Below are 24217 nucleotides of genomic sequence, written 5' to 3' on the forward strand. Positions count from 1 at the left end.
GCGGCTCGCGGCTAGTGGCGGCCGAGCCACCACTGCCAGAGGCTCGGCAGGTACTTCTTGACCAGCGACTCCAGCCACGAGGGCACGGAGGGCGCGGGGGTCGGAGTGGGCGACGGGGTCGCGGTGGGCGGGGTGGTGGGCGTGGCGGTGGGGGTGGCCGTCGGCGTCGCGGTCGGCGTCGGCGTCGCGGTGGGCGGAGCGGTCGGAGTGGGCGTCGGCGTCGGCGTGGTCGCCTCCGCCACGACGGTCTCGACGTCGTCGAGCACCAGCGAGCCCGCGCCCGAGCCGTTCACGTACAGCGCGTACTGCGTGACCGAGGTGAGGTCGAGGTCGGCCTGCGGCGCCCAGGAGGGCGGCGCGAAGTCCTCGAACGGGATCTCGATCCGCTGCACGCCGTCGGCGTCCGGGGTGACCGTCGCCTCCCAGTACGCGCCGTTCGCGACGAACTGCACCGCGAGCGGCACGGCCCGGTCGGCGTCGACCGTCAGCGACAGACCGGAGTAGCCCCACCAGTCCTGCGCGGCGTCGAACGTCCGCACCGTGCCGGCGTAACCGGCCGTGCCGGTGTCGTAGTCGAACCGGCCCGCGCTCGTGCCGTTGGCGCTCGGCACCAGCGTCGGCGTGATCGTGCCGCCGCCGCTGTTGCGGACGTAGGCGGCCTGCAGCGCCGCATCGTCGGCGTAGCCGTCGAAGTCCTCGACCACGACCGGCTCGGTCGGCAGCGCCGCCGTGCTGAACGTGCGCGTCGCCGACGCCGTGGCGCCGAGCCCGTTCACGGCCGAGACCTGCCAGTAGTACGGCGTCTCCGGGTCGAGCTCGACCGGCGGGCGGTAGCTCGTGGCCGAGAGCCCGGTGGTCGAGACCAGCGCCTCGGAGAGGTCGCTCGAGGGGGAGAGGACGAAACGGTAGTACGCGGCGTCCGCGGCCGGCTCCCACGAGAACGTCGGGGTCGCCGTCACGTCCTCGGTCCCGTCGGCGGGCGCCCCGAGCGCGGGCGCCGCGGGCAGGCCGAACGGCGCGGCGTTCGGCGAGTACAGGCTCACCGCGCCGATCTGCGGCGTCCAGACCTCGCCCGCCCCCTGCGGCCAGGAGATGCGGAGCCGGTTCACGCCGGTCAGGTCGCGGACGGCGTAGCTGTACTCGCGCCAGTTCCCGGTGCCACCGCGCGTCTCGACGGCGAGCGGCGTCCAGGTCGTGCCGTCCGCCGATCCCTCGACCGTGAGCGGGACGACCGGCTGGTCGGGCCAGTACCAGGCGGTGATGTCAGCGCCGCTGATGTCGTCGAAGGCGTAGCTGAGGCTCGCGGGGTCGGCGCTGTCGCGCTTGACCCGCGAGGCGTCGCCGCCGAAGAGCGCCGGGTTGCCGGTGTCGAAGGAGAGACTGCCCTCGTAGCTTGCCGTCCGGGAGAAGTCGTCGAGCGGATCGAAGAGCGCCACCCGCGCCGCGGCACTGGTGATCGTCGCCCGCTGCACCGTGCCGTCGCTCCAGCCGATGCGCACCTGATCGCCCGAGAGGCCGGTCGCGCTGACGACGCTCGCGCCGTCGCGCTCGGTCGTCGTGGTGGCCGCCTCGGTCCAGGTCGCGCCGTCGGTGCTCGTCGAGACGGTGACGCCGGACGGGTCCGAGACGACGAACTCCGCCGCGCTGATCCCGTCGCGCTGCCAGCTGATGCTCGCCTCGCCGGTCGCGGTGGCGACAGCGCCGGCGGGAGTGGGCGCGAGCTCGGCGTTCTCGTGGCCGGCGGTCAGCAGCCAGCTCTGCAGCGGATCGACCAGCACGGCGCCGGCCGCGGGGGCGGCCACGACGGCGGACGCGGGACCGCGCCGGTCGCCGTCGCCCACCGGGACGACGCGGTAGCGCGCGCCGGCCGGGGAGTCGAAGTCGGTGACCGGCGAGGCCGAGGCCGAGACGGCTCCGTCCGTGACGTCGCTCCACTCGCCGCCGGTCGAGCGCTGCACGAGGTAGCCGGTGGCGCCCGCGGTGCCGCGCCAGGAGATCTCGTTGATCCCGTAGTCCTTGTCCAGCGCGGTGATCAGCGGCGCGCCGAGCTCCAGCTCGCCGGGCGTGCTGCCCGTGGCGGTGCCGTACTGCTCGATCGCGTCGACGCTCTCCCGCTCCCGCGGCGTCTCGCCCGGGTAGTGCAGGGTGAAGCCGTCGTCGTGCGGCACGAAGCCGCCGCGGTCGTTGTTCCCGAAGAGCGACCAGAAGAACATCCCCGAGACGTTCGGGTCGGCCGCGGCCGCGCCGAGGAGGTCCTCGCTTGCGGCCGTCGAGGCGTACTCGCCGGCGATGTAGACCTTGTCCGCGCCGGCGACCGTCGCGGCGTCGGCCGAGACCCGCTCGGCGGTCGGCGGGTAGTAGTGCACGTCGACGATGTCGAGGTCGGGCGCAGCGAGGGTGTCCGGATCGATGTCGAAGCGGCGGCCGGCCGCGACGAGCTGCTCGGGCGCCCGCTCCTTGATGTGGGCGACCTGCGCGTCGATCCAGTCGAGGGTCATCCCCTCGAGCTCGTTGCCCAGCTCCCAGGCCATGATCGTCGGGTCGTCGACGAGGCGCGTCCCGGTGATCGTGTTGGTGTGGCCGAGGATCACGTCGACGTAGTCCTGGTAGGCGGCGATCGCGGCCGGGTCGGTGTAGAACTCGGCCGACTCCAGCCCGAGCGGGGTCGTGAAGTCGCGGTGACCGCCGTGGTAGTACGCCCACTCGTCGGTGAGGGGCAGCACCAGGCGGATGCCGAGGGTGCCCGCGTAGGCGACGGCGAAGTCGATCGTGCGGAAGGCCTCCTCGTTGTACTCGCCGAGGCGCGGCATCAGGGCCAGCGGGTCCTCGTCGTTCTGCCCGGTCGAGGTCATCATGTGCGAGCGGACGACGGTGACGCCCAGCTGCGCGGCGGTGTCGAGGGCGTCCTTGATGCGGAAGTAGGTCGGGTAGTCGACGCCGCCGACGTTCTCGTCGAGGCCGAGCCAGTAGATGTTCGTGCCGCTCGCGCGGAACCGCTCGCCGTCGAGGGTCAGGGCGCTGCCGTCGCGCTGCACGAAGGCGGTGTTCTCGCTCGTCCAATCGGCGGGGGCGGCGGCCGACTGCGCTTCTGCCGACTGTGCCTCTGCCGACGGCGCCGCGGCGGGCGAGAGGACGACGAGCGAGCCGGCCGTGAGGGCCAGGAAGGCGACGCCGGCGAGAGAGCGGCGCGGCCTCCGCGAGAACGCGGACGGGGTGGGGTGGGCACGTTTCATGGGGTTGCCAGGCTCCTTCGACCGGTGACGTGTCGTGCGCCGCAGCCGATCGGGAGTCGATCAGCGCGGCGACCTGCTCAGAGTCGCCGATGCCCCCACCCCGCGTCAAGTACAAACATAATTAATTTATGTAAAGATCGAGCATGGCGAAGGAACGACGACGCGACGGTCCCGGCGGCTCAGGCCCCGTGGCCGCCGTGCTGCGCCGGTGCGCTCGTCGTGCCGCGCGCCACCACGACGACCGGCGGGCTGGCCACGGATCCGCTCGCCGACTCCGCGATCTCGCTCAGCAGCTCCTGCCCCGTGATCATGCCGATCACCTGCACGTCGTGCGAGACCGCCGAGAGCGGCGGCTCGCTCAGCTGGCACTGCGCGGAGTCGTCCCAGGCCAGCAGCGACATCGCGCCCGGCACGTCGAGGCCGAGCTGCCGGGCCGCGTCGAGCGCCCCGATCGCCATCAGGTCGCTGTCCAGGATCACCGCGGTCGCCGGCTCCGGCTCCTCCGCCAGCGAGCGCAGCGCCCGGCCGCCGGACTCGCGCGAGTAGTCGCCCGAGCGCTCGACCGCCTCGATGCCGCGGTCGGCGCACTCCCGCAGGAAGCACTCGCGCCGGATCCGGGTGTGCAGCAGCTCCTCCGGCCCACCGACGTGCGCGATCCGCTCGTGGCCGAGGTCGGCGAGGAACTGCACGGCGTCGCGCATCGCGTCGTCGTCGTTGGTCCAGACCGCGCGCAGATCGAGCGCCGCGGAGGGCGGCCCGACGATCACCGCGGGCAGCCCCAGCTCGCGCACCAGCGCCGGCCGCGGGTCGTCCACCTCCAGGTCGACGAGCACCACGCCGTCGACCTCGCCGTCGCGGGCCCAGCGCCGGTAGGTCTCGATCTCCGCGTCGCGGTCGGGCAGCACGTTGAGCAGCACCGAGTGGCCCGCCGGCCGGACCGCGTGCTCCACCCCCGCGATGAACTCGTGGAAGTACGGCTCGGCGCCCATGATCTCGGTGGCGCGGACGAGGGCGAGCCCGAGGGGCCGCGGCGGTCTCGGATCGGTCATGGCGGCTCTCTCTCGGACGGGCGGTACCAGCGTAGGCGCGGGCGCGGGCCGCGGCGCCCGGTCCCGTACGCTGGCGGTCGAGCGGTGAGGAGCAGGCATGGCGCGTCGTGAGGCGACCCCCGCGGCTCCGGGCAGCCGCGCCCTCGTCGTCGATCTCATCCGCTCCTCCGGGCCGATCAGCCGCGTCGAGCTCACCTCGGCGACCGGGCTGACCCAGCCGTCGATCTCGCTGATCGTGCGGAAGCTCCTGACCGACGGCATCGTCCGAGAGACCGGATCGACGGCCAGCGGCGGCAAGCCGCGGCAGATGCTCGAGATCAACACCCGCGCGCGGATCGGCGTCGGCGTGCAGCTCGGCTTCGAGTCGATCACCTTCGTCGCGACGGACGCCGGCGGCGGCGTGCTCGCCCGCCAGCAGATCCGCGGGGCGGCCCTCTCGGCGCCGGACGAGGTCACCCGGCGGATCGTCGACGGCTACGCGGCGTTCGTCCGCGGCACCGGCCTCGACCGGCGCAGCATCGCCGGCGTCGCGGTCGTCGCTCCCGGCCCGATCGACCAGGCCGCGGGCCGCATCCTCGGGCCGCCGACCCTGCAGGGCTGGCGCGACTTCCCGCTGCGCGAGGAGCTCGGCGCCGGCTTCGGCACGCCGATCCTGCTCGACAACGACGCGGCGGCGGCCGCCATCGGCGAGTTCTGGAGCCGCGGCGTCTCGCGGCACGAGACCTTCGGCAGCGTCTACATCGGCACCGGGATCGGCGCCGGCATCGTCCTCGACGGCGCGCTCTTCCGCGGCGCCAGCTCGAACGCCGCCGAGATCGGCCACATCACCATCGCGCCCGGCGGCCGCGACTGCTTCTGCGGCAACACCGGCTGCCTCGAGCGCTACGCGGCGCCCTCCGTCGTCGTCGAGGACGCGAGCGCGGACCGGAGCTCGTTCGCCGACCTCGACCTCACCTTCGAGGTCGAGCAGAACGCCCGGGACTTCGACGTGCTGAGCCTCGCCGCGATCAACGGCCACCCCGCCGCGGAGGCGCTGCTGCAGCGATCGGCCGGGCATCTCGCCGACGGCGCCGTCACCCTCGCCAACCTCTTCGACCTCGACGCGCTCGTCCTCACCGGCCCCGGAGTCGCGATCGCCGGCTCGATCTACACGCGGGCGCTGCGCTCCCGGCTGGAGGCGCGCCGCTTCGCCCGGCGCGCGCACCCGATCACCGTCGAGCTGTCGGCGAACCCGCGCGACGCCGCCGCGATCGGCGCCTCCTCCCTCGTCCTGCAGAGCACGCTCTCGCCCGGCCACGGGCCCGTGCTGCACCAGCCGGCATGACCGAGGTCGTCACTCCGGGCGGAGTCGTGCGCGGCCGGGTCGTCGAGACGCCGGACGGCGGGGTGCACGCCTTCCTCGGCGTGCCGTACCTGCGGGTCGCCGAGCGGTTCCGGCCCGGGGTCGCGGTGGAGCCGTGGGCGGGCGGGCGTGCGGCGACCTCGCGCGGGCCTGTCGCGCCGCAGCCGTTCGCGGACGCGCCCGTCTCCGAGCGGGACTCGCTGCACGTGAACATCTGGACCCCCGACCCCGCCGCCCGCGACCTGCCCGTCTTCGTCTGGGTGCACGGCGGCCTGCACATCGTCGGGTCCAACGCGGAGCCGCTCTCGGACGGCGCGCGTCTCGCCGCCGCCGGCCGGATGATCGTCGTCTCGGTCAACCACCGCCTCGGCGCCCTCGGCTTCCTGACCCTCGAGCACCTGCTCGGAGCGGAGTACGCCGACTCCGCGAACCTCGCCCTGCTCGACGTGATCGGCGCGCTGCGCTGGGTGCACTCGGGCATCGCGGCGTTCGGCGGGGACCCGTCGCGGGTGACGCTCGCCGGGCAGTCCGCGGGGGCGGTGCTCGTGTCGGCGCTGCTCGCCGCGCCCGCCGCCGCCGGGCTCTTCCGGCGGGCGGTCCTGCAGAGCGGCAACCCGGAGCGGATCGGCTCGCGGGCCTTCGGCGAGGGCGTCACCGCCGAGCTGCTCGCGCTCCTGGGGCTGGAGGACGACCCGTCGCGGCTGCTGACCCTGCCGTGGGAGGAGGTGGTCGCCGCCCAGCAGCGGCTGATCGAGCAGCGCTCGGCCGGCCACCCGAACCCGACGCCCGCCTTCCGGCCGAGCCTCGACGGCCGGGTGCTGCCCGCGACGCCGGTCGACGCGGTCGCCGCCGGAGCGTCCTCGACGGTGGATCTGATCGTCGGCACGAATGTGAACGAGGGCTCCGGCTTCGTCGATCCCGGCGGCCCGGAGCCGTCGCCGGAGCTCCTCAAGAGCGAGCTGGCGCTGCTCCTGCCGCACTGGCCCGCGTCGCGCGGCAGCCGCGCCGACGCGTTCGCCGCCGCCCTGCGCGCCGACCTCGGCCGCGAGGTGTCCGGCGCCGAGCTGCTCGAGGCCTGCCTGGCCGAGACGATCTACCGCCAGCCGAGCCAGCGCTTCCTCGACGCCCGCGCCGACGCCACCGTGTCCACCCGCTCCTACCTCTTCACCTGGGAGCAGCCCGCCTCCGCCGGCCCCCGCCGCGCCGGCCACTCCCTCGAGCTGCCGTTCCTGTTCCGGACCCTCGACTCCCCCCTCGCCCCCGCCGAGGTCGGCACCGCCGCCCCCGCGTCCCTCCGCGACGCCCTCACCCGCCACTGGTCCGCCTTCGCCGCCACCGGCGCCCCCGGCCCCGACTGGCCCGAGTACGCCCCGTCCCGCGCGACCCTCCTCCTCGCGGACTCCCCCCGCGTCGCCCTCGCCCCCCGCGACACCGTCCGCCGCCTGGCCGCGTCGGCCCGCCCCCCGAGTCGTCCTGGCCGGGGGCTCTGAGGACCGATCGCCTCGTCAGGGCGGGGAAGTCCCTTGCTGATCGAGTAGCCCGCGCAGCGGGCGTATCGAGATCCGCGTGCGTCAGAACAGGAGTCTGCAGTCCAGCCGTGCTGACGAGGCCGGGTCTCGATACGCCCCTGCGGGGCTACTCGACCAGCATGCGGCGGGCGGCCGGCGGAAGGGCGCCGTGACCTCCGGGCCCTGCTGATCGAGTAGCCCGCGCAGCGGGCGTATCGAGATCCACGTGCGTCAGAACAGGAGTCTGCAGACCCGCCCTCCTGACGACGGCGGGTCTCGATACGCCCCTGCGCGGCTACTCGACCAGCATGACGGGACGCCGCCGCGTCCTCTCCCTCGCCGCCCCGCCCCTCACGCCAGCCCCGCGCCGCCGATCGCGAGCGAGACGATCACCGTGAGCACCGTCGTCCACAATGCGATCGCGATGCCCTGCCAGAGCAGCACGCGGCCCTTCGCGACGCCGGCGCCGGCGAGCATCACCGCGGTGAAGTGGGTCGGCAGCAGCAGCGGGCCGAGCAGGCTCACGCCGGGGACGCCGTAGCGGGTGAACGCGCGCTGGAACTTCTCGCGGCGGGCCGTCGCGCGCTTCCGCGGCTTCCGGCCGGTGATCGCCGAGCGGACGCCCGCGCCGAGCAGCACGAGCAGCGCGACGCAGAGGAAGTTGCCCGCCGCGGCCGAGACGGCGGCGACGACCGGGTGGATCCCGCCGATGATGCCGATCGTCGCGGCGCCCTCGCCCTCGATGAACGGCACGGCTCCGGCGAGCGCCACCACGAGCGGCTGGACGAGGTCGGGGACGTCCTGGATGAGGCCCTGGAATCCGAGGATCGCGTCGCTGACGATGGTCGACATGGCGGTGTCTCCTTCTGGCTGAGCGGCTGGACCGCTGCCCCGTCGATCGGGACGAGTCCATCCCAGCCCGCCGCAGGGGGTGCCCGGCAGTGCCCTCCCGTCACCGTCGCCCGGGAGGAACGGCCGCGCGAGGGGTGACAACTGTCATGGTCGTAGCCTGGGCCGCATGCCGACCGCTCTGCTCCCTCCCGCCGACACGACCGCGCCGCCCTCCTCCGGCCGAGGAGTCTCGGTCACCTGGTGGTACACCCTCGTCTCGGCCGGCTCGTTCGTCCTCGCGGTCCTGTTCGTCTGGGCCGTGCCGCTGCTGGTCGGCGGGTCGGAGCCGTGGCGCCCGGCCGTCTACCTCCTCGGCGCCGCGGTCTGGACGGCGGTCTTCGCCGCCGCCGCGCTCCGCTACCGCCGGGCCGACCGGGACGCCGCCCTCCGCCTCGACGTGCGCGCCGCCGGTGTCGCCGCACTGGGTCTCGGGGGCGCCGCGGCGGCCGGCGTCGCGGCGGGGAGCCTCACCCTGCCGCTCTCGCTCGCCTTCGTCCTCGTCGTCGTGCTGCCGTGGGGGCGCGGGATCCGCTGGCGGGTCACCGCGTTCCTCACCGTGCTGCTCGCGATCTGCGCCTGGCTCGAGCACGACCGCGCGACCGGCGGCGGCCCGCTCTCGCTCGCGCCCGGCGCCGCCTCGGTCCTCTTCGCGTTCGCGGCCGCGCTGCCCCTCGCGATCGTGAGCATGCTCTGGTGGTGGGACATCGTCCGCGAGCTCGACCGGGCGCGGGCGGCGGAGGGGCGGCTCGCGGCCGCGCAGGAGCGGCTGATCCTCGCCGGTGACGTGCACGACCTGCAGGGGCACCATCTGCAGGTGATCGCCCTGCAGCTCGAGCTGGCCGAGCGGCTGCTCCGCGACGATCCGGACGGCGCGCTGGAGCAGCTCCGCGCGGCGCAGCGCTCGGTCGACGGCGCGCGCACCGGCACCCGCGAGCTGGCGACCCGCTTCCGCAGCGTCTCGCTCGCCGACGAGCTCGCGAACGCCGCCGACCTGCTCCGCTCGGCGGGGCTGCGGGTCGAGCTGGCCGTCGATCCCGACGCGGATCGGGCGCCCGCCGACGTGCTCGGGCCGGTCGTCCGCGAGAGCACGACCAACATCCTCAAGCACGGAGGCGGCGAGTCCGCGCGGCTGCGGCTGGCGCGCGAGGCGGAGTCGTGGCGGTTCCAGGCCGTGAACGACGTGCCGGACGGGGCCGAGGCCGGCACCGGCTCCGGCGTCCTCGGCATGACCGAGCGGATCGAGCGCGCCGGCGGCACCCTGCACACGCGGGCGGCGCGCCGCTCCTTCGAGCTGGACGCTCGCCTGCCGGGTGGTGCCGCGTGATCCGGGTGCTCCTCGCCGACGACGAGGACATGATCCGGACCGCCCTCGCCGCCCTGCTGCGCCTGGAGTCCGACCTCGAGATCGTCGGCGAGTGCCGCGACGGAGCGGAGGCGGTCGCCGAGGCCGTGCGCCTCGAGCCGGACGTCTGCCTCTTCGACGTCGAGATGCCCGGCATGGACGGCATCGAGGCGGCGGAGCGACTGCGCCGCGTCTCGGCGACCCGCGTCATCGTGGTCACCCGGCACGCCCGGCCCGGGGTGCTGCGCCGCGCGCTGGCCGTCGGGGTCAGCGGCTTCCTGCCGAAGTCACGGCGGGTGGAGGACGTGGCGGAGGTGATCCGCCAGGTCGCCGCCGGCCGCCGCTACGTCGATCCCGAGATCGCCGCCGACGCCCTGGCGAGCTCGCGCAGCCCGCTCACCGACCGCGAGCTCGAGGTGCTCAGCGCCGGCTCGCGCGGCGAGACCACCGGCGAGATCGGCAAGGCGCTGCACCTGTCCGCCGGCACCGTGCGCAACCACGTCTCGTCGATCCTGCGCAAGCTCGACGTCGACACCCGCCAGCGCGCCGTGATCGAGGCCCGCGAGAACGGCTGGATCTGACGCCCCCCCGCACGGCGGGAGGGTGCTGTCCGATCTGCAGGCGATCCGGCCCGCCACCCCGCGGCCGACGCGGCGGAAACAGCATCCCCGCGCGGATCTCCTGCAGATCGAACGCAGGACACCCCCGAGACTCAGAGCGCGACGACCACGCTCTTCAGCTCGCAGAACGAGCGCAGCGCCTCCTCGCCCAGGTCGCGCCCCATCCCCGACTCCCCCACCCCGCCGAACGACAGCGCCGGGTCGAACAGGTTGTACGTGTTGACCCACACCGTGCCCGCGCGCAGCCGCCGCCCGAGACGGTGCGCCCGCGACAGATCGCGAGTCCACACTCCGGCGGCGAGCCCGTAGGTCTGGTCGTTCGCCAGCGAGACCGCCTCGTCCTCGTCCTCGAACGGGATGATCCCGACGACCGGCCCGAAGATCTCCTCCCGCGCGATCGTCATCGTGTTGCTGACGCCCGTGAAGAGCGTCGGCTCGACGTAGTAGCCCGGCCGGTCCGGCACTCCGCCGCCGACAGCGACGACCGCGCCCTCCGCCTCGCCCTGCGCGATGTAGCCGAGCACCTGCTGCCGCTGCTCCTCGGACACCAGCGGCCCGACGGTCACGCCGCCGGCCAGCCCGTCGCCGAGCGCGACCTTCCGCACCGCCGCGGTCAGCCGCTCCGTCATCTCCTCCAGGATCGAGCGCTGCACCAGCAGCCGGCTGCCCGCCGTGCACATCTGGCCGGAGTGGCCGAATGACGCCCGCATCGCGGTCAGCACCACGGCGTCCAGGTCCGCGTCCTCGAACACGATGTTCGGGCTCTTGCCGCCGAGCTCCAGGGTCAGCCGGGTGAAGTCCTCGCTCGCGGCCCGCATCACCTTCCGGCCCACCTCGGTGCTGCCGGTGAAGGAGACCTTGCTGACCAGCGGGTTCTCGGTGAGCGCCGCGCCGACCCGCCCGTCGCCGGTGAGCACGTTGACGACTCCGGCGGGGACCCCGGCCTCCTCGCAGATCGCCGCGAGGCGCAGCATCGTCAGCGGAGTCTGCTCCGCCGGCTTCACGACCACGGTGCAGCCCGCGGCGAGCGCCGGCGCCAGCTTGAAGCTCGCCGTCATGATCGGGAAGTTCCACGGCAGGATCAGCGCCGCGACGCCGACCGGCTCGAGCGTCGTGTAGACGTGGTGCTGCGCATCGACGGGCACGACGGTGCCGGTCAGCCGCGAGGGCGCGCCGGCGTAGTAGCGGAAGACGCGGGCCGAGGTCGCCGTGTCGGCGCGCGAGCGCTCGATCGGCTTGCCGTTGTCGCGGGTCTCGAGCACCGCGAGCTCCTCGAGGCGCTCCTCGATCAGGTCGGCGATGCGGTTCAGGATGCGGCTGCGGTCGTGCGGGCTCATCCCGCTCCAGCGGGCGTCGTCGTGCGCGCGGCGGGCGGCGGTGACGGCCGCCTCGATCTCGGCGGGGCCGGCCTGCGGGACGCGGGTGAGCAGCTCCTCCGTCGCGGGGTCGACGATGTCGAGCAGCTCGGCGCCGTCGGGCGCGAGCCAGGCGCCGTCGACGAGGAAGGGCTCGATCGGCGCGAGGGGGGCGAGCGTGTCTCTCATGGGGTCTGCGTCTCTCTCATCGGTGGGGCCGTTCGTCGTGGACAGCGGGAGTCGTTCAGGGCCGGTCGGTCAGGGCCGGTCGTTCAGGGCCGGTCGAGCAGGCGGGCCGGCTCGTCGACGCTCATCCGGTGCAGCACGTCGTCGGCCACGCCGAGCGCGCGCAGCCCGGGCAGGACCCGCGCGGAGAGGTGGTCGAAGCCGTGCCCGCCGAAACGGCGCAGCTGCCCCTTCGTCCAGGTGCTGTGCCCGAGCACCCAGCGGATGCCGGGGTCGGTGCCGAGCAGCTCCAGCAGCGCGTCCAGGCGCTGCGGGTCGCTCGCGTTGCGGATCCGGCCGACGTGCGCGCCCTCGTTGCCGAAGCAGAGCTCCAGTACGGCGCCGGCCGCGCCGAGGTCACGGAGGTAGGGCAGGTCGAGGAACTCGTCGACGGTGCTGAACACGACGCGGCCGGGATCCGCTCCCTCGGCGACGACGTGCGCGAGCACCTCGAGCCCGTTGCGGGCGTCGGCGGCGAGCCGGACGGTGATCGCGGAGCCCGTGGCGGCGGCGGCGCGCGCGGCGGCCGTGAGGCTGATCCGCTCCTGCTCACCCTCCGGAGTCGCGAAGGCGCCGGTCGTGCCCATCAGGCCGAGCAGCCCCGCGCGGTAGGTCGTGCCGGGGATCGCCTCCGTCAGCGCGCGGGTGAAGAGCGCGGTGCGGCCGTCGAGGTCGAGCGCGAGGTACCACTCGGGCAGCAGCCGCGGGAGGTAGGCGCCGTAGCCGGCGACGATCGCGACCCCCGATTGCGCGGACAGCTCGGGCAGTCGGGCGTGGTCGGGTCCGAAGCCGAGCGAGCTGAGGTCGACGGCGGCGGCGAGCCCGCCGGTCGCTCCGGCGCGCAGCTCGTCGGCGAGCAGCTCGACGTCGTCGAGGCGGAGGTTGTCGGCGAGCGCGAGCTGGCTCCAGCGCAAGGCGGCCGCGAGCTCGGCGGTGACGGGGGCGTCCGGGTCGAGCGCCTCGACGCCGGGGCGCTGCAGCGCGCTCGCGTCGGTCAGCAGGTGCTCGTGCATCGAGACCGCGCCGAGGCTCTCGACCGGACCGAGGACCGTCTGGATCGCCATGCGTCGCCTCCCGCGCGACACCCTGTCGCTGGATCCAATATAGAGCGGTATGGATCCAGAAGCGACGTGTCGGTACTCTCCCAGCCTCGCGCTCGCGGTCCCTGAGTAGAATCGCAGACAGCAAGGGGAGTACTCCCGACTGCGGTGAGCCCGTCATTACGGACGCGAATGAGCGTCCCGGGCCATCGGCTCCGCCACCACCTCCGAGAGGTCGCGGCCGGAGTGGAGGAGACCTTGGTCCCTCATCGACCCACCCCTTGGAGCACTCCGTGCAGATCACTCCCGTCATCTGGCTGATCACCATCGCCGTGACGATCGCCTTCTTCGTCTACGAGTTCTTCGCGCACGTGCGGAAGCCCCACGAGCCGACCATCGCCGAGTCCGCCCGCTGGTCGGCCTTCTACATCGGCCTCGCGCTGCTCTTCGGCGTCGGGATCGGCTTCGTCGCCGACTGGCGCTACGGCGGCGAGTACTTCGCCGGCTATCTCACCGAGAAGGCGCTGTCGCTCGACAACCTCTTCCTCTTCCTGATCATCATGACCGGCTTCGCGGTGCCGAAGATCTATCAGCAGAAGGTGCTGATGATCGGCATCGTCATCGCGCTGATCATGCGCGGCGGCTTCATCGCGGTCGGCGCGGCGCTGATCGAGAACTTCTCCTGGGTCTTCTACCTCTTCGGCGCCCTGCTCTTCGTGCTGGCCTATCAGCAGATCAAGGGCGACCACGGCGACCCCTCGAACAACGCCTTCATGCGCCTGGTGCGCCGCGTCCTCCCCGTCACCGACGAGTACCACGGCGACAGGCTGACCGTGAAGAAGGACGGCCGCCGCTTCGTCACCCCGATGCTGCTGACCATCGTCGCCATCGGCTTCATCGACCTGGTCTTCGCTCTCGACTCGATCCCCGCCATCTACGGACTGACCAACGAGGCCTACATCGTCTTCACCGCGAACGCCTTCGCGCTGATGGGCCTGCGCCAGCTGTTCTTCCTGATCGGCGGCCTGCTCGAGCGCCTCGTCTACCTCAGCCAGGGCCTGGCCGTCATCCTCGGCTTCATCGCCGTGAAGCTCGTCTTCCACGCCCTGCACGTCAACGAGGTCCCCTTCATCAACGGCGGCGAGCCGCTGCTCTGGGTCCCCGAGATCCCGATCTGGTTCTCCCTCACCTTCATCGGCTCGACCATCGCCGTCGCCACGATCGCCAGCCTCCTGAAGACCCGCGGCGACCGCTCCAAGTCCGACCGCGCCACCGTCCAGGACACCCCCCTGGAGACCCCCGCCGATGTCCCCTCCCACCCCGAGCGCTGACCCCCCCTCCGCGAGATGCCACTTGTGCACGCGACACGCCGCAAAAGGCGGGCACAAGTGGCATCTCGCAGCAGCTCGCCGTGCTGACCGAGGAGCGCCCCCCCTTGCTGATCGAGTAGCCCGCACAGCGGGCGTATCGAGATCCCCCACCGTCAGAACGCAGGTCTGCAGACCCGCCCTCCCGGGGACGCCGGGTCTCGATACGCCCCTCCGGGGCTACCCGACCAGCATGAATCCCCCTCCGGGGCTACTCGACCACCACGGCCTGCACGCGGCCGACTCCAGCCCTCCGTGAGGTCAACTCCCCGCCCCGTAGGCGCGCAGAAAGGCACGGACGACGACCCTCCGCGCCTCCGCGAGACGCTCGTCGCTGATCGCCTCGAAGCGCTCGAGCAGCACGGCGGGTTCGATCAACGACGCCCCGATGAGGGCGTCGACGAACTCTCGATCCTTGATGTCGTTGCGCCCGAGCTTCGCGGCGCAGAGGTCATGCGGATCGAGACACAGACCGACCGATCCCTCCGCGGTCTCGACCGTCACCACGCGCTCCGCCCAGCCGACCGGCAGAAAGGCGGTGCGCACTCCCACGCCCTGGATGTAGAAGCCGTGCTCCTCGTCGAACGGCGACCACTCCCCGGCAGCGGCATCGATCAGCGTCGCGAGGGACTCCTGCTCGTCGTCCCGGAGCGGTGCGATGTCGACCTCGTGCGACAGGGTCGCCCGGGCGGGCAGGCGGTCCTCGGAGTAGCTGCCGAGGATCGACTGCGACCCGATCACCAGGACGCGGTCCTGCTGCACGATCTGAGCGGCGGTCGCGATGGCGAGCTCCAGCTCCCCACGATTCACGAGACGGCCCGACCGATCGCCCGGAGGCGCTCCTCCTCGTCCAGCACGCCGGCGAACGGCGAGACCTGACGCATCTCGATCGCCCGCGCGGAGGTGGACAGCATGACGTCCACGAGCCGGCCGATCTCCCGCCGCGCGGCCAGGTCCTCCCAGACGTCGAGCAGTGCGCCCGCTCCTCCGCGGACCCGGGTCCGCAGCCGTCGGACGTTCGCAGGGACGAGCGCGAGGACGGCGTCGGGATCCTCGATGAGCCGCCCCGCCACCGAGCGATGCAGCTCCCGCGCGACACGGTCCTCGCGGCGCTCCGACTGCTGCGGCGCATGCTGCGACAGCTGCTCCGCAGAGACCGTCGTCCCCATCGCGGCGAGGGCCCTCTCGAGCGTCGCCGGGCGGAGGACTCCCCTCGCCTCCGACTGCTCCCACTGCGTCACCGCACTCGGCGCGACTCCGGCCCGCCGGGCGAGTTCGCGCACGCCGATGCCCATCCGCGTGCGCGTGACCTTGATCATCGGACCCCCCCGTTCAGTTCCCCACTGAACACTACGCTCACGGGTGCAATGCCGCTCGCCACGGTCGCGAGATGCCACTTGTGCACGCGACACGCCGAGAAAGGCGTGCACAAGTGGCATCTCGCGGGCAGGCGCGTCAGAGCGCGGGTGTCCAGATGCGCATCGTGGAGGGGCCGCGGTTCGCCCAGCGGTAGTAGGGGTGCAGCTCCGCCGTGAAGCGCTCGCCGAGCTCCGCCGGCACGGAGTAGGGCCACGCGGACGCCGGGGCGTCGCGGCGCACGAGCGCCACCCGGGCGCCGTCGCCGACAGCGACCGGCTCGACCGACGTGTCCACCGCCACGTGCTCCGTGTCGAGCCCGTCCGGCAGCTCCAGCGACTCCAGCGCCAGCACGAACGGCCCGCGCTCGACCGCCACCTGGCCGCGCACCGCGTCGATCCGCGGGTGCGGCGTCACGAAGCGCGCCGGCATCGGCAGCGACAGCCGCACCACGTCGCCGGCCGCGAACGCCCGCCGCACCGTCACCGTCGAGAGCCCCGCGTCCACCGCGAGCCCGTCCAGCAGCGCCGCCCCGCGGGCGAACGGCGGGATCCGCAGCGTCAGCGCGAACTCCGCGTCCGCGAGGATCCGCACCGCGATCTCCCCGTCCGCCGGGTACTCGGTCGACACCTCCAGGGACACCGCGCCCGTCGTCACCCGGTACGCGCCGTACTGGTGCAGCTGCACCCCCTCGTCCGTCGCCGTCGCGAAGCTCAGCTCGACGCTCGCGAGCGTCCGCGCCACGTTGGTCGGGCAGCAGGACACCCAGAACCAGGGCGCGCGGAGGCTCGACTGCGCGCGGTCGGTCTCGACGGTCTCGTCCGGCGCGACCCCGTCGACCCGCTGCTGCAGCGTGTTCGTGTAGAAGAACGCGCGCCCGTCCTCCCGCGTCGAGGGCAGCACCGCGTTCAGCAGCGTCCGCTCCATCAGGTCCGCGTGGGCCGTGTCGTCCGAGCGCAGCAGCAGCCGCCACGACAGCATGTTCGACGCGATCGCCGCGCAGGTCTCCGCGTAGGCGCGGTCCGGCGGCAGCTCGTAGTCGGCGCCGAACGCCTCGTCCTGGTGGTGCGAGCCCACCCCGCCGGTGACGTAGGTGCGGCGCGCGACCGTCGCGGCCCACTGCCGCCCGACGGCCGCCTCCAGCTCCGCGTCCCCGGTCTCGACGGCGACGTCGAGCGCCCCCGCCGAGAGGTACAGCGCCCGCACCGCGTGGCCGCGCAGCACCTCCGCCGAGCGCACCGGCACGTCGTCCTGGAAGTACTCCGGCCCGAACGGGATCGCGCCGAGCGTGCCCGTGCCGCGCCGCTCCACGAACAGCCGCGCCTGCTCCAGGTAGCGCCCGTCCCCGGTGGCCCGGGCGAGCTCGGCGAGTGCCGGCTCGATCTCGGGGTGCCCGCAGACCGCGGCGCGCCCCTCCGCCCCGAACACCTCGATCACGTGGTCGGCCAGCCGCCGCGCGACGGCCGGCAGCAGGTCGTCGTGCCCGGTGCGCAGCCGCGCCACGGCCGCCTGGATCAGGTGACCGAAGCAGTACAGCTCGTGCCCCCACTCCAGATTCGAGTAGCGCGCCGGCTGGCCCGGGCGGCCGAAGCTCGTGTGCAGGTAGCCGTCCTCCTCCTGGGCGCCGGCGACCCGCAGCACCAGCGCCTCGTACTGCGCAGCGAGCTCCGGGTCGTCGGAGCGGCCGAGCTCCCAGGCCATCGCCTCGAGCAGCTTGTAGACCTCGGAGTCGACGAACTCGATGCCCGCGTGCCGGTCGCCGCCGGACGCGGAGGAGAGCGTCCCCGCCGCCGCGCGGTCGAAGTTGCCGGCCCAGCCGACCCGCTCGATCCAGCTCAGGCAGTGGCCGATCACGGCGTCCGCGCCGAGCCGCTGGTAGTGCTGCCAGAAGCCGCCGGTGAGGCGGATCTCGTCCTGGCGGAGCGGCCGGAGCACGCCGGCGGTCGGGGCGACGGGTCCGCCGAGGGCGACGGTGGTGGTCAGGGTCACGGGGTCTCCTAGGGGAGGAAGAGGGTCAGTCCTTGACGGCACCGGCGGTGACACCCGCCGAGACGTACCGCTGGGCGACGACGAGGAGGACGGCGGCCGGGATGGACGCGACCACGGCGGTCGCCATGATCGAGTTCCACTCCTGGTTGTTGTTGCCGATGTACTTGTAGATGCCGAGCGTGATCGGCTGGAGCTTCCCGCCGCTGTCGAGGGTCGACGCGAAGACGAAGTCCGACCAGGCCCAGAGGAACGCGAAGAGCGAGACGGTCACGACGGAGTTGCGGCTGATCGGCATGATCACCGAGGTGAACGTGCGCCACGCGCTCGCGCCGTCCATCCGCGCCGCCTGGGTCAGCTCGTCGGGGATGCCGGACATGAACGCGGTGAAGATCAGCACGCCGAACGGCACCGCGATGGTCGAGTCGGCCACGATCAGCCCGGGGATCGAGTTCAGCAGCCCGAGGTTGAGGTAGATGGCGTAGAAGCCCATCGCCATGATGATCGCCGGGATCATCTGCGCGATCAGGAGGACGAACGAGAGCCCCTGCCCGCCGCGCGGCCGCAGCTTCGCGAGCGAGTACGCGGCCGGAGCGGCGATCGCCACGGTCAGCAGCACCGTGCCGAGCCCGACGATCAGGCTGGTGCCGAGGTAGGGCAGCTGCTCGCTGACCACGGCCTGGTAACCCGAGAAGGTGGGCGCGAACGGGAACCAGTCCGGCGGATCCTTCCGCATCGAGCCGGTCGGCGTGAGCGAGACGTTGATCATCCAGTAGACCGGGAACAGCATCACCGCGGTGAGCAGCACGCCCACGAGCGTCAGCCACCAGGGCCGCCGGGCGCTCATGCGTCGGCCTGCTTGCGCTGGACGCGGATGTAGACGAGGCCGAAGACCAGGGCGAGGATGATCAGCAGATTGCCGACCGCCGCCGCCGGACCGAAGTCGGGCAGCATCGAGCCGAAGCCGAGCTGATAGGTCCAGGTCGCCAGGGTCGTCGACGAGTCGGCCGGCCCGCCCTTCGTCATGATCCAGATGATGTCGAACACCTTCAGCGTGTAGACGAGGCCGAGCAGGATCGTGATCGCCGAGACCGGTCGCAGCAGCGGCAGCGTGATCCGCCAGAACTGCTGCGCGCCGGTCGCGCCGTCGAGCGAGGCCGCCTCGTAGAGGTCCTGCGAGATGTTCTGCAGCCCGGAGTAGAGGATCACCAGGTTGAACGGGATGCCGATCCAGATGTTGGCGATCAGCACCGCGATCAGCGAGGTCGCCGGCGAGGTCAGCCAGTTGATCTGCCCGATCCCGAAGGACTCGAGGAACGCGTTGACGATCCCGGAGTCGCTGTTGAGCATCCACGACCAGGTCGACGCCGAGACGATGAGCGGCAGCAGCCACGGCACCAGGAACAGCGCCCGCAGCGTGCTCGCGAGCGGGAAGCGCCGGTAGAAGAAGACCGCGAGCGCCAGTCCCAGCGTGAACTGGAAGGCGATCGACACCCCGGTGAACACCGCCGTGTGCAGCAGGGCAGGGCCGAACGTCGCGTCCTGGAAGACCTGCACGTAGTTGTCGAACCAGACGAACGGGGCGTTGCCCTGCACGAAGGAGCGGACCGTGTAGTCCTTCAGGCTCAGCTCGAGGTTGCGGTAGAGCGGGAAGGCGTAGAAGACGAGCAGGTAGACGACGAGCGGGACGAGGAACGCCCACGCGGCGAGCTGCCCGCCCGGCCGCCGCCGCCGCCTCGGCGCCGGGGCCGCGACGGGCGCGACCCCGGGCGCGGCCTCGCGGCGCAGCAGCCGCGCCGTCTCGGTCGCGGTCGTCATGACGCCTTCCCCCTGCCGGTCGAGCGGCCCCGCCCCCTGCTGGTCGAGTAGCCCCACAGGGGCGTATCGAGACCCACCGTGCTCAGCACGTCGGGCCTGCAGACCACCCCTCTGACGCCGGCGGATCTCGATACGCCCGCTCCGCGGCCTACTCGATCAGCAGGGTCGCCCGCTCCGCGGGCTACTCGCTCAGCAAGGGCGCCCACACCACTCATCACTTCGTCGCGGCCGCCGCCGCCGACTGCGCCGCCTTCAGCGCGTCCTCGGGCGACTGCGACCCGCTCAGCGCGGTCTGCACCGCCGACCACAGCTGCTCCGAGATCTTCGGGTACTTCGTCCCGAGGTCGTCCGAGGTGCGGCCCTTCGCGGCCTGCACGGCCTCGACCCAGGGCTCGAGGTCGGTGTTCCCGGCGACCTGCGCCTCCTGCGCGGCGGCCGTCGGCGCGATGTAGGACAGCGTGTTGTCCGTGGTCACCAGGTTGTCCGTCGAGGTGAGGCACTCGGCGATCGCCGTCGACGTCTCGTAGCGCGCCTCGTCCTTCTGCACGGGCAGGGTGAGGAACTCGCCGCCGGTCGGCGCGGGGGCCGAGCCGCCGTCCTTCGCCGGGATGGTGAGGATGCCGTAGTCGATGCCCGAGGCCTTCGCGTTGGCCAGCTGCCAGGTGCCGTTCTCGCCGAACGCGTACTCGCCGGTCTCGAACTCCTGCCAGCTGGTGGTCTGCGTGTTGCCGATCACGGAGTTGGGCGCGTAGCCCTTCTCCAGCCAGTCGGTCCAGAGCGAGACCGCGTCCACGGCGTCGGCCGAGTCGAGCTCGGTCAGCTCGGCGCCGGAGCCCCAGAACCAGGGCAGGAACTGGAAGCTGCCCTCCTCGGTGCCGATGCCCGAGAAGGTGATGCCCTTGCCGCCCGAGGCGGTGACCTTCTCCAGCGCCGCGGTGAGGCTCGCCCAGTCGGTGATCGAGGCGACGTCGACGCCGGCCGTCGCCAGCACGGTCTTGTTGTAGTAGAGCGCGAGCGTGTTCGCGCCGATCGGGACGCCGAAGGTGTCGCCGCCGACCTCGCCCGCGGCCAGGATGTTCGCGTCGATGTCGCCGGTCGCGAGGCCGTTCTCGGCGGTGGTGGTCAGGATGCCCGACTCGGCCAGCGTGGAGACGACGGGGTTGTCGACGAGCAGGATGTCGGGCGAGTTGCCCTGCTGCCCGGCGAGGAGCGCCTTGTTGGTGAGGTCGGTGGTGTCGTAGCCGGTGCGCTCGACGGTCACGCCGGCCTCCGTGCCGCAGGAGTCGATGAGCTTCGCCCAGTCGGACGACTCGTCGAACTGCGGGTACGGGTCCCAGAACGTGTACGTGCCGCCGGCCGCGGAGGTGGAGTCGCCTCCCGAGCCTCCTGCGCAGCCGGTGAGGGCCGCTGCGGCGGTCCCGAGCAGGACGGCGGCGGCGAGGCCCCGAGCGTGCTTCCTCTTCATCGCGGATGTTCCCTTCGTCGTTGACGGGTGGTGGTCCCTCGGCTCCGGCGCTGCTGCCGGACCGAAACTACTTTCTGCGGGTTCACGGTAGACAGGGCGCGGAGCCGGAGTCAAGAGCGGGCGCGTTTTCGGTGTTTTCGGTTCGCGCGATGCTGTGCGAGGATCGACCCGGGCGCACCGGCGTCCCGAGGAAGGGGGACGTCATCGCGCCGCGCAAGCCCACGGGCACCATCACGCTGACCGACGTCGCCCGCGAGGCCGGCGTCTCGATCGCCACCGCCTCCAAGGCCCTCAACGGCCGCGACCAGGTGCGCGCCGAGACCCGTCAGCGGGTGCTCGACGCCGCCGCCGCGCTCTCGTTCACGCCGAACCCGTTCGCCCAGGCCCTCAACTCGCGCCGCACCGGCACGATCGGGATGCTCACCAACGACCTCGACAACCGCTTCGTGCTGCCGGTGCTTCTCGGCGCCGAGGACGCGTTCGGAGCCGGATCCACCTCGGTGTTCCTCTGCGACGCCCGCGGCGACTCGATCCGCGAGCAGCACCACATCAAGAACCTGCTGGCCAAGCGCGTCGACGGGATCGTCGTGCTCGGCCGGACGACGAACCCCCGCCCGTCGATCACCGCGACGATCCCCGTCCCCGTGGTCTACGCCTACGCGCCCTCGGAGGACGAGCGCGACTCCTCGTTCACCCCCGACAACACGCTCGCCGGCGTGCTCGCCGCGCGCCACCTGATCGAGCGCGGGCGCACGCGGATCGCGCTGATCAACGGCGAGCCGAGCTACACCGCCGCGCACGACCGCGCCCGCGGCGTCGAGCGCGCCCTCATCGAGGCCGGGCTGCCGCTGGTCGGCGGCGACGTGCTCTACGGCCAGTGGTCGGAGAGCTGGGGGCGGCAGTGCGCGGAGTCGCTGCTCGCCGCGCATCCGGACCTCGACGCGATCGTCTGCGCGAGCGACCAGATCGCCCGCGGCGCCCTCGACCACCTGCGCGAGAGCGGCCGCTCCGTGCCCCGCGACGTCGCCGTCGTCGGCTTCGACAACTGGGACCTGCTCGTCGAGGCCGCCCGCCCCCCGCTCACCAGCATCGACATGCAGCTCGAGACCCTCGGCCGCGCCGCCGCCGAGGAGCTCTCGCACGCCATCCACGGCCGCGCGACGGCGGGCGTCCGCTCGATGCCGGTGCGCCTGGTGCCGCGGGAGTCCTCCGGCTGACGCGGGGTCTCGATACGCCGCGTCCCGCGGCTACTCGACCAGCAGGCAGGGACGCCGGTCGCGCAGCCCGCGCAGCGGGCGTATCGAGACCCCCCTCCACCCGAAGCGCCGGCGACAGCGGGCCCCTCCGACCAGCAGCCGGAGGCACGCACCCGCCCCTTCCTCGCAGCGGAGACGCGACGCGGCGCCGGGAGCCCGCCTCAGTCGAAGGCCGTGACCGCCAGCGACTCGATCGCCGCGAGTCCGCCCGCCGAGAAGACCGAGACGCCGCGGTCCTCCTCCCCGGGGAAGATCTGCTCGGTCAGCACGAGCGCGCCGTCGGCCGCGAACACCTCGATCGACGAGGCGTCGACCCAGATCGACAGCGCGACCGCGTCGCCTCCGGCGAGTGGCGCCCGCGAGCACGACGCGAACGAGGGCGAGAACCCGGTGCTGCCCGACGCCCCCCGGTCGACCGTCAGCTCCGCGCCGTCCCACGCGACCACGGTCGCCGCGCTGACGCCCTCGCGCAGCCGCAGACCGACGGCGCGCGCCGAGCCGAGCCGCAGCACCGCGTCGATCCGATAACAGTCGGCCGCGACCGGCAGCCCGAGCCGCCCGTCGACGGGCGCGTCCAACCGCTCGAGCACGGCGCGACCGCCCCACGGCCCGCCGGCCACGCTCTGCCGAAGCACCCCGTCGGCGTCCAGCGACAGTCGGCGCGGCAGCGTCATGCTGCCCCGCCACGGCCCGGTCGGCACCTGGGCCGCGTAGTCCCAGTTGCTCATCCAGCCGAGCATCACCCGCTCGCCGCCCGGGGCGGAGTCGAAGGTCACGCCCGCGTAGAAGTCCCGCCCTCGGTCGAGCCACCCCCAGCGCTCGGCGGTGAAGGCCGTGCCGTCGAAGTCGCCGACGAAGTACTGCTGCCCCGATCCGCCCGCCGGCCCCCCGGGATTCAGCGACACGGTGAGCACCCAGCGGCCGTCGAGCTCGAAGAGGTCGGGGCACTCCCAGATCCCCTCCACCGCGCCTTCGGGCCCGAAGACCGAGAGCGGCCGCCAGTCGTGCAGATCGTCGGAGGCGAACAGGTGCGCCTCGCGGTGCTGCGCCTCCACCGCGATCATCACCCAGCGGTCGGCGTGCCGGAACACCTTCGGGTCGCGGAAGTCGGACGTGCCGCGGTCGAGCACGACGCCCTGCTTCGTCCACGAGTAGCCGTCCGGGCTCCAGGCCAGTGCCTGCGCCTGCCCTCGCGACGAGTCGAGCGTGTAGAGCGCGACGAGGACCCCGGCGCCGAAGCCCGCGCTCCCGGTCGTGTCGACGACCACCGAGCCCGAGAAGATGGCCTCGTCCTCGCCGTGCAGCAGAGCGACGGAGTGCTCCTCCCAGGTCACGAGGTCGGCGCTGGAGGCGTGGCCCCAGCTCATGTCGCCCCAGTCGCTGCCGTTCGGGTTGTGCTGGAAGTACAGGTGCCAGCGCCCGCCGAAGAACACCAGCCCGTTGGGGTCGTTCAGCCAGTTGCGCTCCGGGGTGAAGTGCAGGCGGGGCCGCTGGACGACCGCGGCGGTCATCCCTTGACCCCCGTCGACGCGATCGAGTTGACGAACGAGCGCTGGAAGGCGATGAACAGGGCGACCACCGGCAGCGTGATCATCGAGCAGTAGGCCATGATCTGGCCCCACGAGACGTTGAGCTGGAAGAAGTACTGCACCCCGAGCATCACGGGCCGCAGCTCCTCGGTCTGCACGACCATCAGCGGCCAGAGGTAGGAGTTCCAGGCCGGCAGGAAGGTCAGGATCGCGACGGTCGCGACCGCCGGACCGGCCAGCGGCATGACCACCTTGCGGTAGATGGTGAACCAGCCCGCACCGTCCATCCGGGCCGCCTCGTCGAGCTCCTTCGGGATCGACTCGAAGTACTGGTGGAAGAGGTAGATCGAGAAGGCGTTCACGATGAACGGGATGATCTGCACCTGATAGGTGTCCAGCCAGCCCTTCGAGAAGAAGACGCCGAACTGGTCGACACCGAAGTTCGGCAGCTGGTTCACCCACCAGACCAGCGGCAGGGCGAGGGTCTCGAACGGGATGATCAGCGTCGCGATGACGACGGTGAGGATGACCCCCTTGCCCGGCACCCGCATCCGCGAGAGGGCGAACGCCGCGAGGCTGTTGATCACGACCCCGAGGACGACCGTGACGGTGGAGACGCCGATCGAGTTGATCAGGAAGCGCGCCGCCGGCACCCGGTCGAAGACGGCGCCGTAGTTGTCGAAGGAGAGGTTGCCGACCGGCAGGAACGCCGCGATCGAGCTCAGGTCGCCGAAGATCTGGCGGTCGGGCTTGAGCGAGGAGACCAGCATGAACAGCAGCGGGAAGGTGAAGACGACGGCGAGCGCGATGCGGGCCGCCCAGCCGTACCAGCCGA

Annotated in this window: 19 protein-coding genes; 6 read left to right on the forward strand and 13 right to left on the reverse strand. The window is 72.7% G+C overall.

Going from position 1 to position 24217, the window contains the following annotated elements:
- Positions 1-11: 11 nt before the first annotated feature.
- Positions 12-3233, reverse strand: coding sequence for a CIA30 family protein (locus tag GSU72_RS19385; protein ID WP_159986502.1), 3222 nt, complete (start codon positions 3231-3233; stop codon positions 12-14).
- Between the two features lie 179 nt (positions 3234-3412).
- Positions 3413-4282, reverse strand: a complete 870-nt coding sequence (locus GSU72_RS19390; RefSeq protein ID WP_159986503.1) for a substrate-binding domain-containing protein — start codon at positions 4280-4282, stop codon at positions 3413-3415.
- A gap of 97 nt (positions 4283-4379) precedes the next feature.
- On the opposite strand from GSU72_RS19390, the gene GSU72_RS19395 reads away from it, so the two are divergent.
- On the forward strand, positions 4380-5606 hold the full coding sequence (locus tag GSU72_RS19395) for an ROK family transcriptional regulator (RefSeq protein ID WP_159986504.1): 1227 nt from the start codon (positions 4380-4382) through the stop codon (positions 5604-5606).
- On the forward strand, positions 5603-7114 hold the full coding sequence (locus GSU72_RS19400) for a carboxylesterase family protein (RefSeq protein WP_159986505.1): 1512 nt from the start codon (positions 5603-5605) through the stop codon (positions 7112-7114). The genes GSU72_RS19395 and GSU72_RS19400 overlap by 4 nt, the downstream gene beginning before the upstream one ends.
- A gap of 369 nt (positions 7115-7483) precedes the next feature.
- On the opposite strand, the gene GSU72_RS19405 is transcribed toward GSU72_RS19400, so the two are convergent.
- Positions 7484-7984 (reverse strand): small multidrug efflux protein, encoded by a 501-nt coding sequence (locus GSU72_RS19405; RefSeq protein WP_159986506.1) that lies wholly within the window; start codon positions 7982-7984, stop codon positions 7484-7486.
- A 166-nt stretch (positions 7985-8150) separates the two neighbouring features.
- Here GSU72_RS19405 and GSU72_RS19410 point away from each other — a divergent pair, with 166 nt between their 5' ends.
- Positions 8151-9347, forward strand: a complete 1197-nt coding sequence (locus tag GSU72_RS19410) for a histidine kinase (protein WP_159986507.1) — start codon at positions 8151-8153, stop codon at positions 9345-9347.
- Positions 9344-9946: a response regulator transcription factor gene (locus GSU72_RS19415; protein WP_159986508.1), complete on the forward strand. Its 603-nt coding sequence runs from the start codon at positions 9344-9346 to the stop codon at positions 9944-9946. Before GSU72_RS19410 ends, GSU72_RS19415 begins: the two co-directional genes overlap by 4 nt.
- Positions 9947-10077: 131 nt before the next feature.
- On the opposite strand, the gene GSU72_RS19420 is transcribed toward GSU72_RS19415, so the two are convergent.
- Together GSU72_RS19420 and GSU72_RS19425 are read right to left on the reverse strand one after the other, a co-directional pair.
- Complete coding sequence (locus tag GSU72_RS19420) at positions 10078-11529, reverse strand: aldehyde dehydrogenase family protein (protein ID WP_159986509.1); 1452 nt, start codon at positions 11527-11529, stop codon at positions 10078-10080.
- Positions 11530-11612: 83 nt separating this feature from the next.
- Positions 11613-12629 (reverse strand): phosphotriesterase, encoded by a 1017-nt coding sequence (locus tag GSU72_RS19425; protein WP_159986510.1) that lies wholly within the window; start codon positions 12627-12629, stop codon positions 11613-11615.
- Positions 12630-12898: 269 nt separating this feature from the next.
- On the opposite strand from GSU72_RS19425, the gene GSU72_RS19430 reads away from it, so the two are divergent.
- On the forward strand, positions 12899-13936 hold the full coding sequence (locus GSU72_RS19430) for a TerC family protein (protein WP_159986511.1): 1038 nt from the start codon (positions 12899-12901) through the stop codon (positions 13934-13936).
- Positions 13937-14233: 297 nt separating this feature from the next.
- Here the strand turns inward: GSU72_RS19430 and GSU72_RS19435 are convergent, their stop codons facing one another.
- From GSU72_RS19435 to GSU72_RS19460, 6 genes are all read right to left on the reverse strand, one after another.
- The gene (locus tag GSU72_RS19435; RefSeq protein WP_159986512.1) at positions 14234-14782 is read right to left on the reverse strand and encodes a DUF6036 family nucleotidyltransferase; all 549 of its coding nucleotides are present in this window, start codon (positions 14780-14782) and stop codon (positions 14234-14236) included.
- The gene (locus GSU72_RS19440; protein ID WP_159986513.1) at positions 14779-15291 is read right to left on the reverse strand and encodes a helix-turn-helix transcriptional regulator; all 513 of its coding nucleotides are present in this window, start codon (positions 15289-15291) and stop codon (positions 14779-14781) included. Before GSU72_RS19440 ends, GSU72_RS19435 begins: the two co-directional genes overlap by 4 nt.
- Positions 15292-15427: 136 nt before the next feature.
- Positions 15428-17317 (reverse strand): beta-L-arabinofuranosidase domain-containing protein, encoded by a 1890-nt coding sequence (locus GSU72_RS19445; protein WP_159986514.1) that lies wholly within the window; start codon positions 17315-17317, stop codon positions 15428-15430.
- Between the two features lie 25 nt (positions 17318-17342).
- Positions 17343-18161, reverse strand: a complete 819-nt coding sequence (locus tag GSU72_RS19450; RefSeq protein ID WP_159986515.1) for a carbohydrate ABC transporter permease — start codon at positions 18159-18161, stop codon at positions 17343-17345.
- Entirely contained in the window at positions 18158-19132 is a 975-nt protein-coding gene (locus GSU72_RS19455) for a sugar ABC transporter permease (protein ID WP_159986516.1), read from the reverse strand. The genes GSU72_RS19450 and GSU72_RS19455 overlap by 4 nt, the downstream gene beginning before the upstream one ends.
- 214 nt (positions 19133-19346) lie before the next feature.
- Entirely contained in the window at positions 19347-20597 is a 1251-nt protein-coding gene (locus GSU72_RS19460; RefSeq protein WP_159986517.1) for an extracellular solute-binding protein, read from the reverse strand.
- Between the two features lie 149 nt (positions 20598-20746).
- Here GSU72_RS19460 and GSU72_RS19465 point away from each other — a divergent pair, with 149 nt between their 5' ends.
- Positions 20747-21814 (forward strand): LacI family DNA-binding transcriptional regulator, encoded by a 1068-nt coding sequence (locus GSU72_RS19465; RefSeq protein WP_159986518.1) that lies wholly within the window; start codon positions 20747-20749, stop codon positions 21812-21814.
- Positions 21815-22014: 200 nt separating this feature from the next.
- On the opposite strand, the gene GSU72_RS19470 is transcribed toward GSU72_RS19465, so the two are convergent.
- Positions 22015-23364, reverse strand: a complete 1350-nt coding sequence (locus GSU72_RS19470; protein WP_159986519.1) for a glycoside hydrolase family 32 protein — start codon at positions 23362-23364, stop codon at positions 22015-22017.
- Positions 23361-24152 carry a carbohydrate ABC transporter permease gene (locus GSU72_RS19475; RefSeq protein WP_244256150.1) on the reverse strand — a complete coding sequence of 264 codons (792 nt, stop codon included), beginning with the start codon at positions 24150-24152 and terminating at the stop codon, positions 23361-23363. The genes GSU72_RS19470 and GSU72_RS19475 overlap by 4 nt, the downstream gene beginning before the upstream one ends.
- Positions 24153-24217: the final 65 nt, after the last annotated feature.

The organism is Rathayibacter sp. VKM Ac-2760 (genome assembly GCF_009834185.1).
Taxonomy (GTDB): domain Bacteria; phylum Actinomycetota; class Actinomycetes; order Actinomycetales; family Microbacteriaceae; genus Rathayibacter.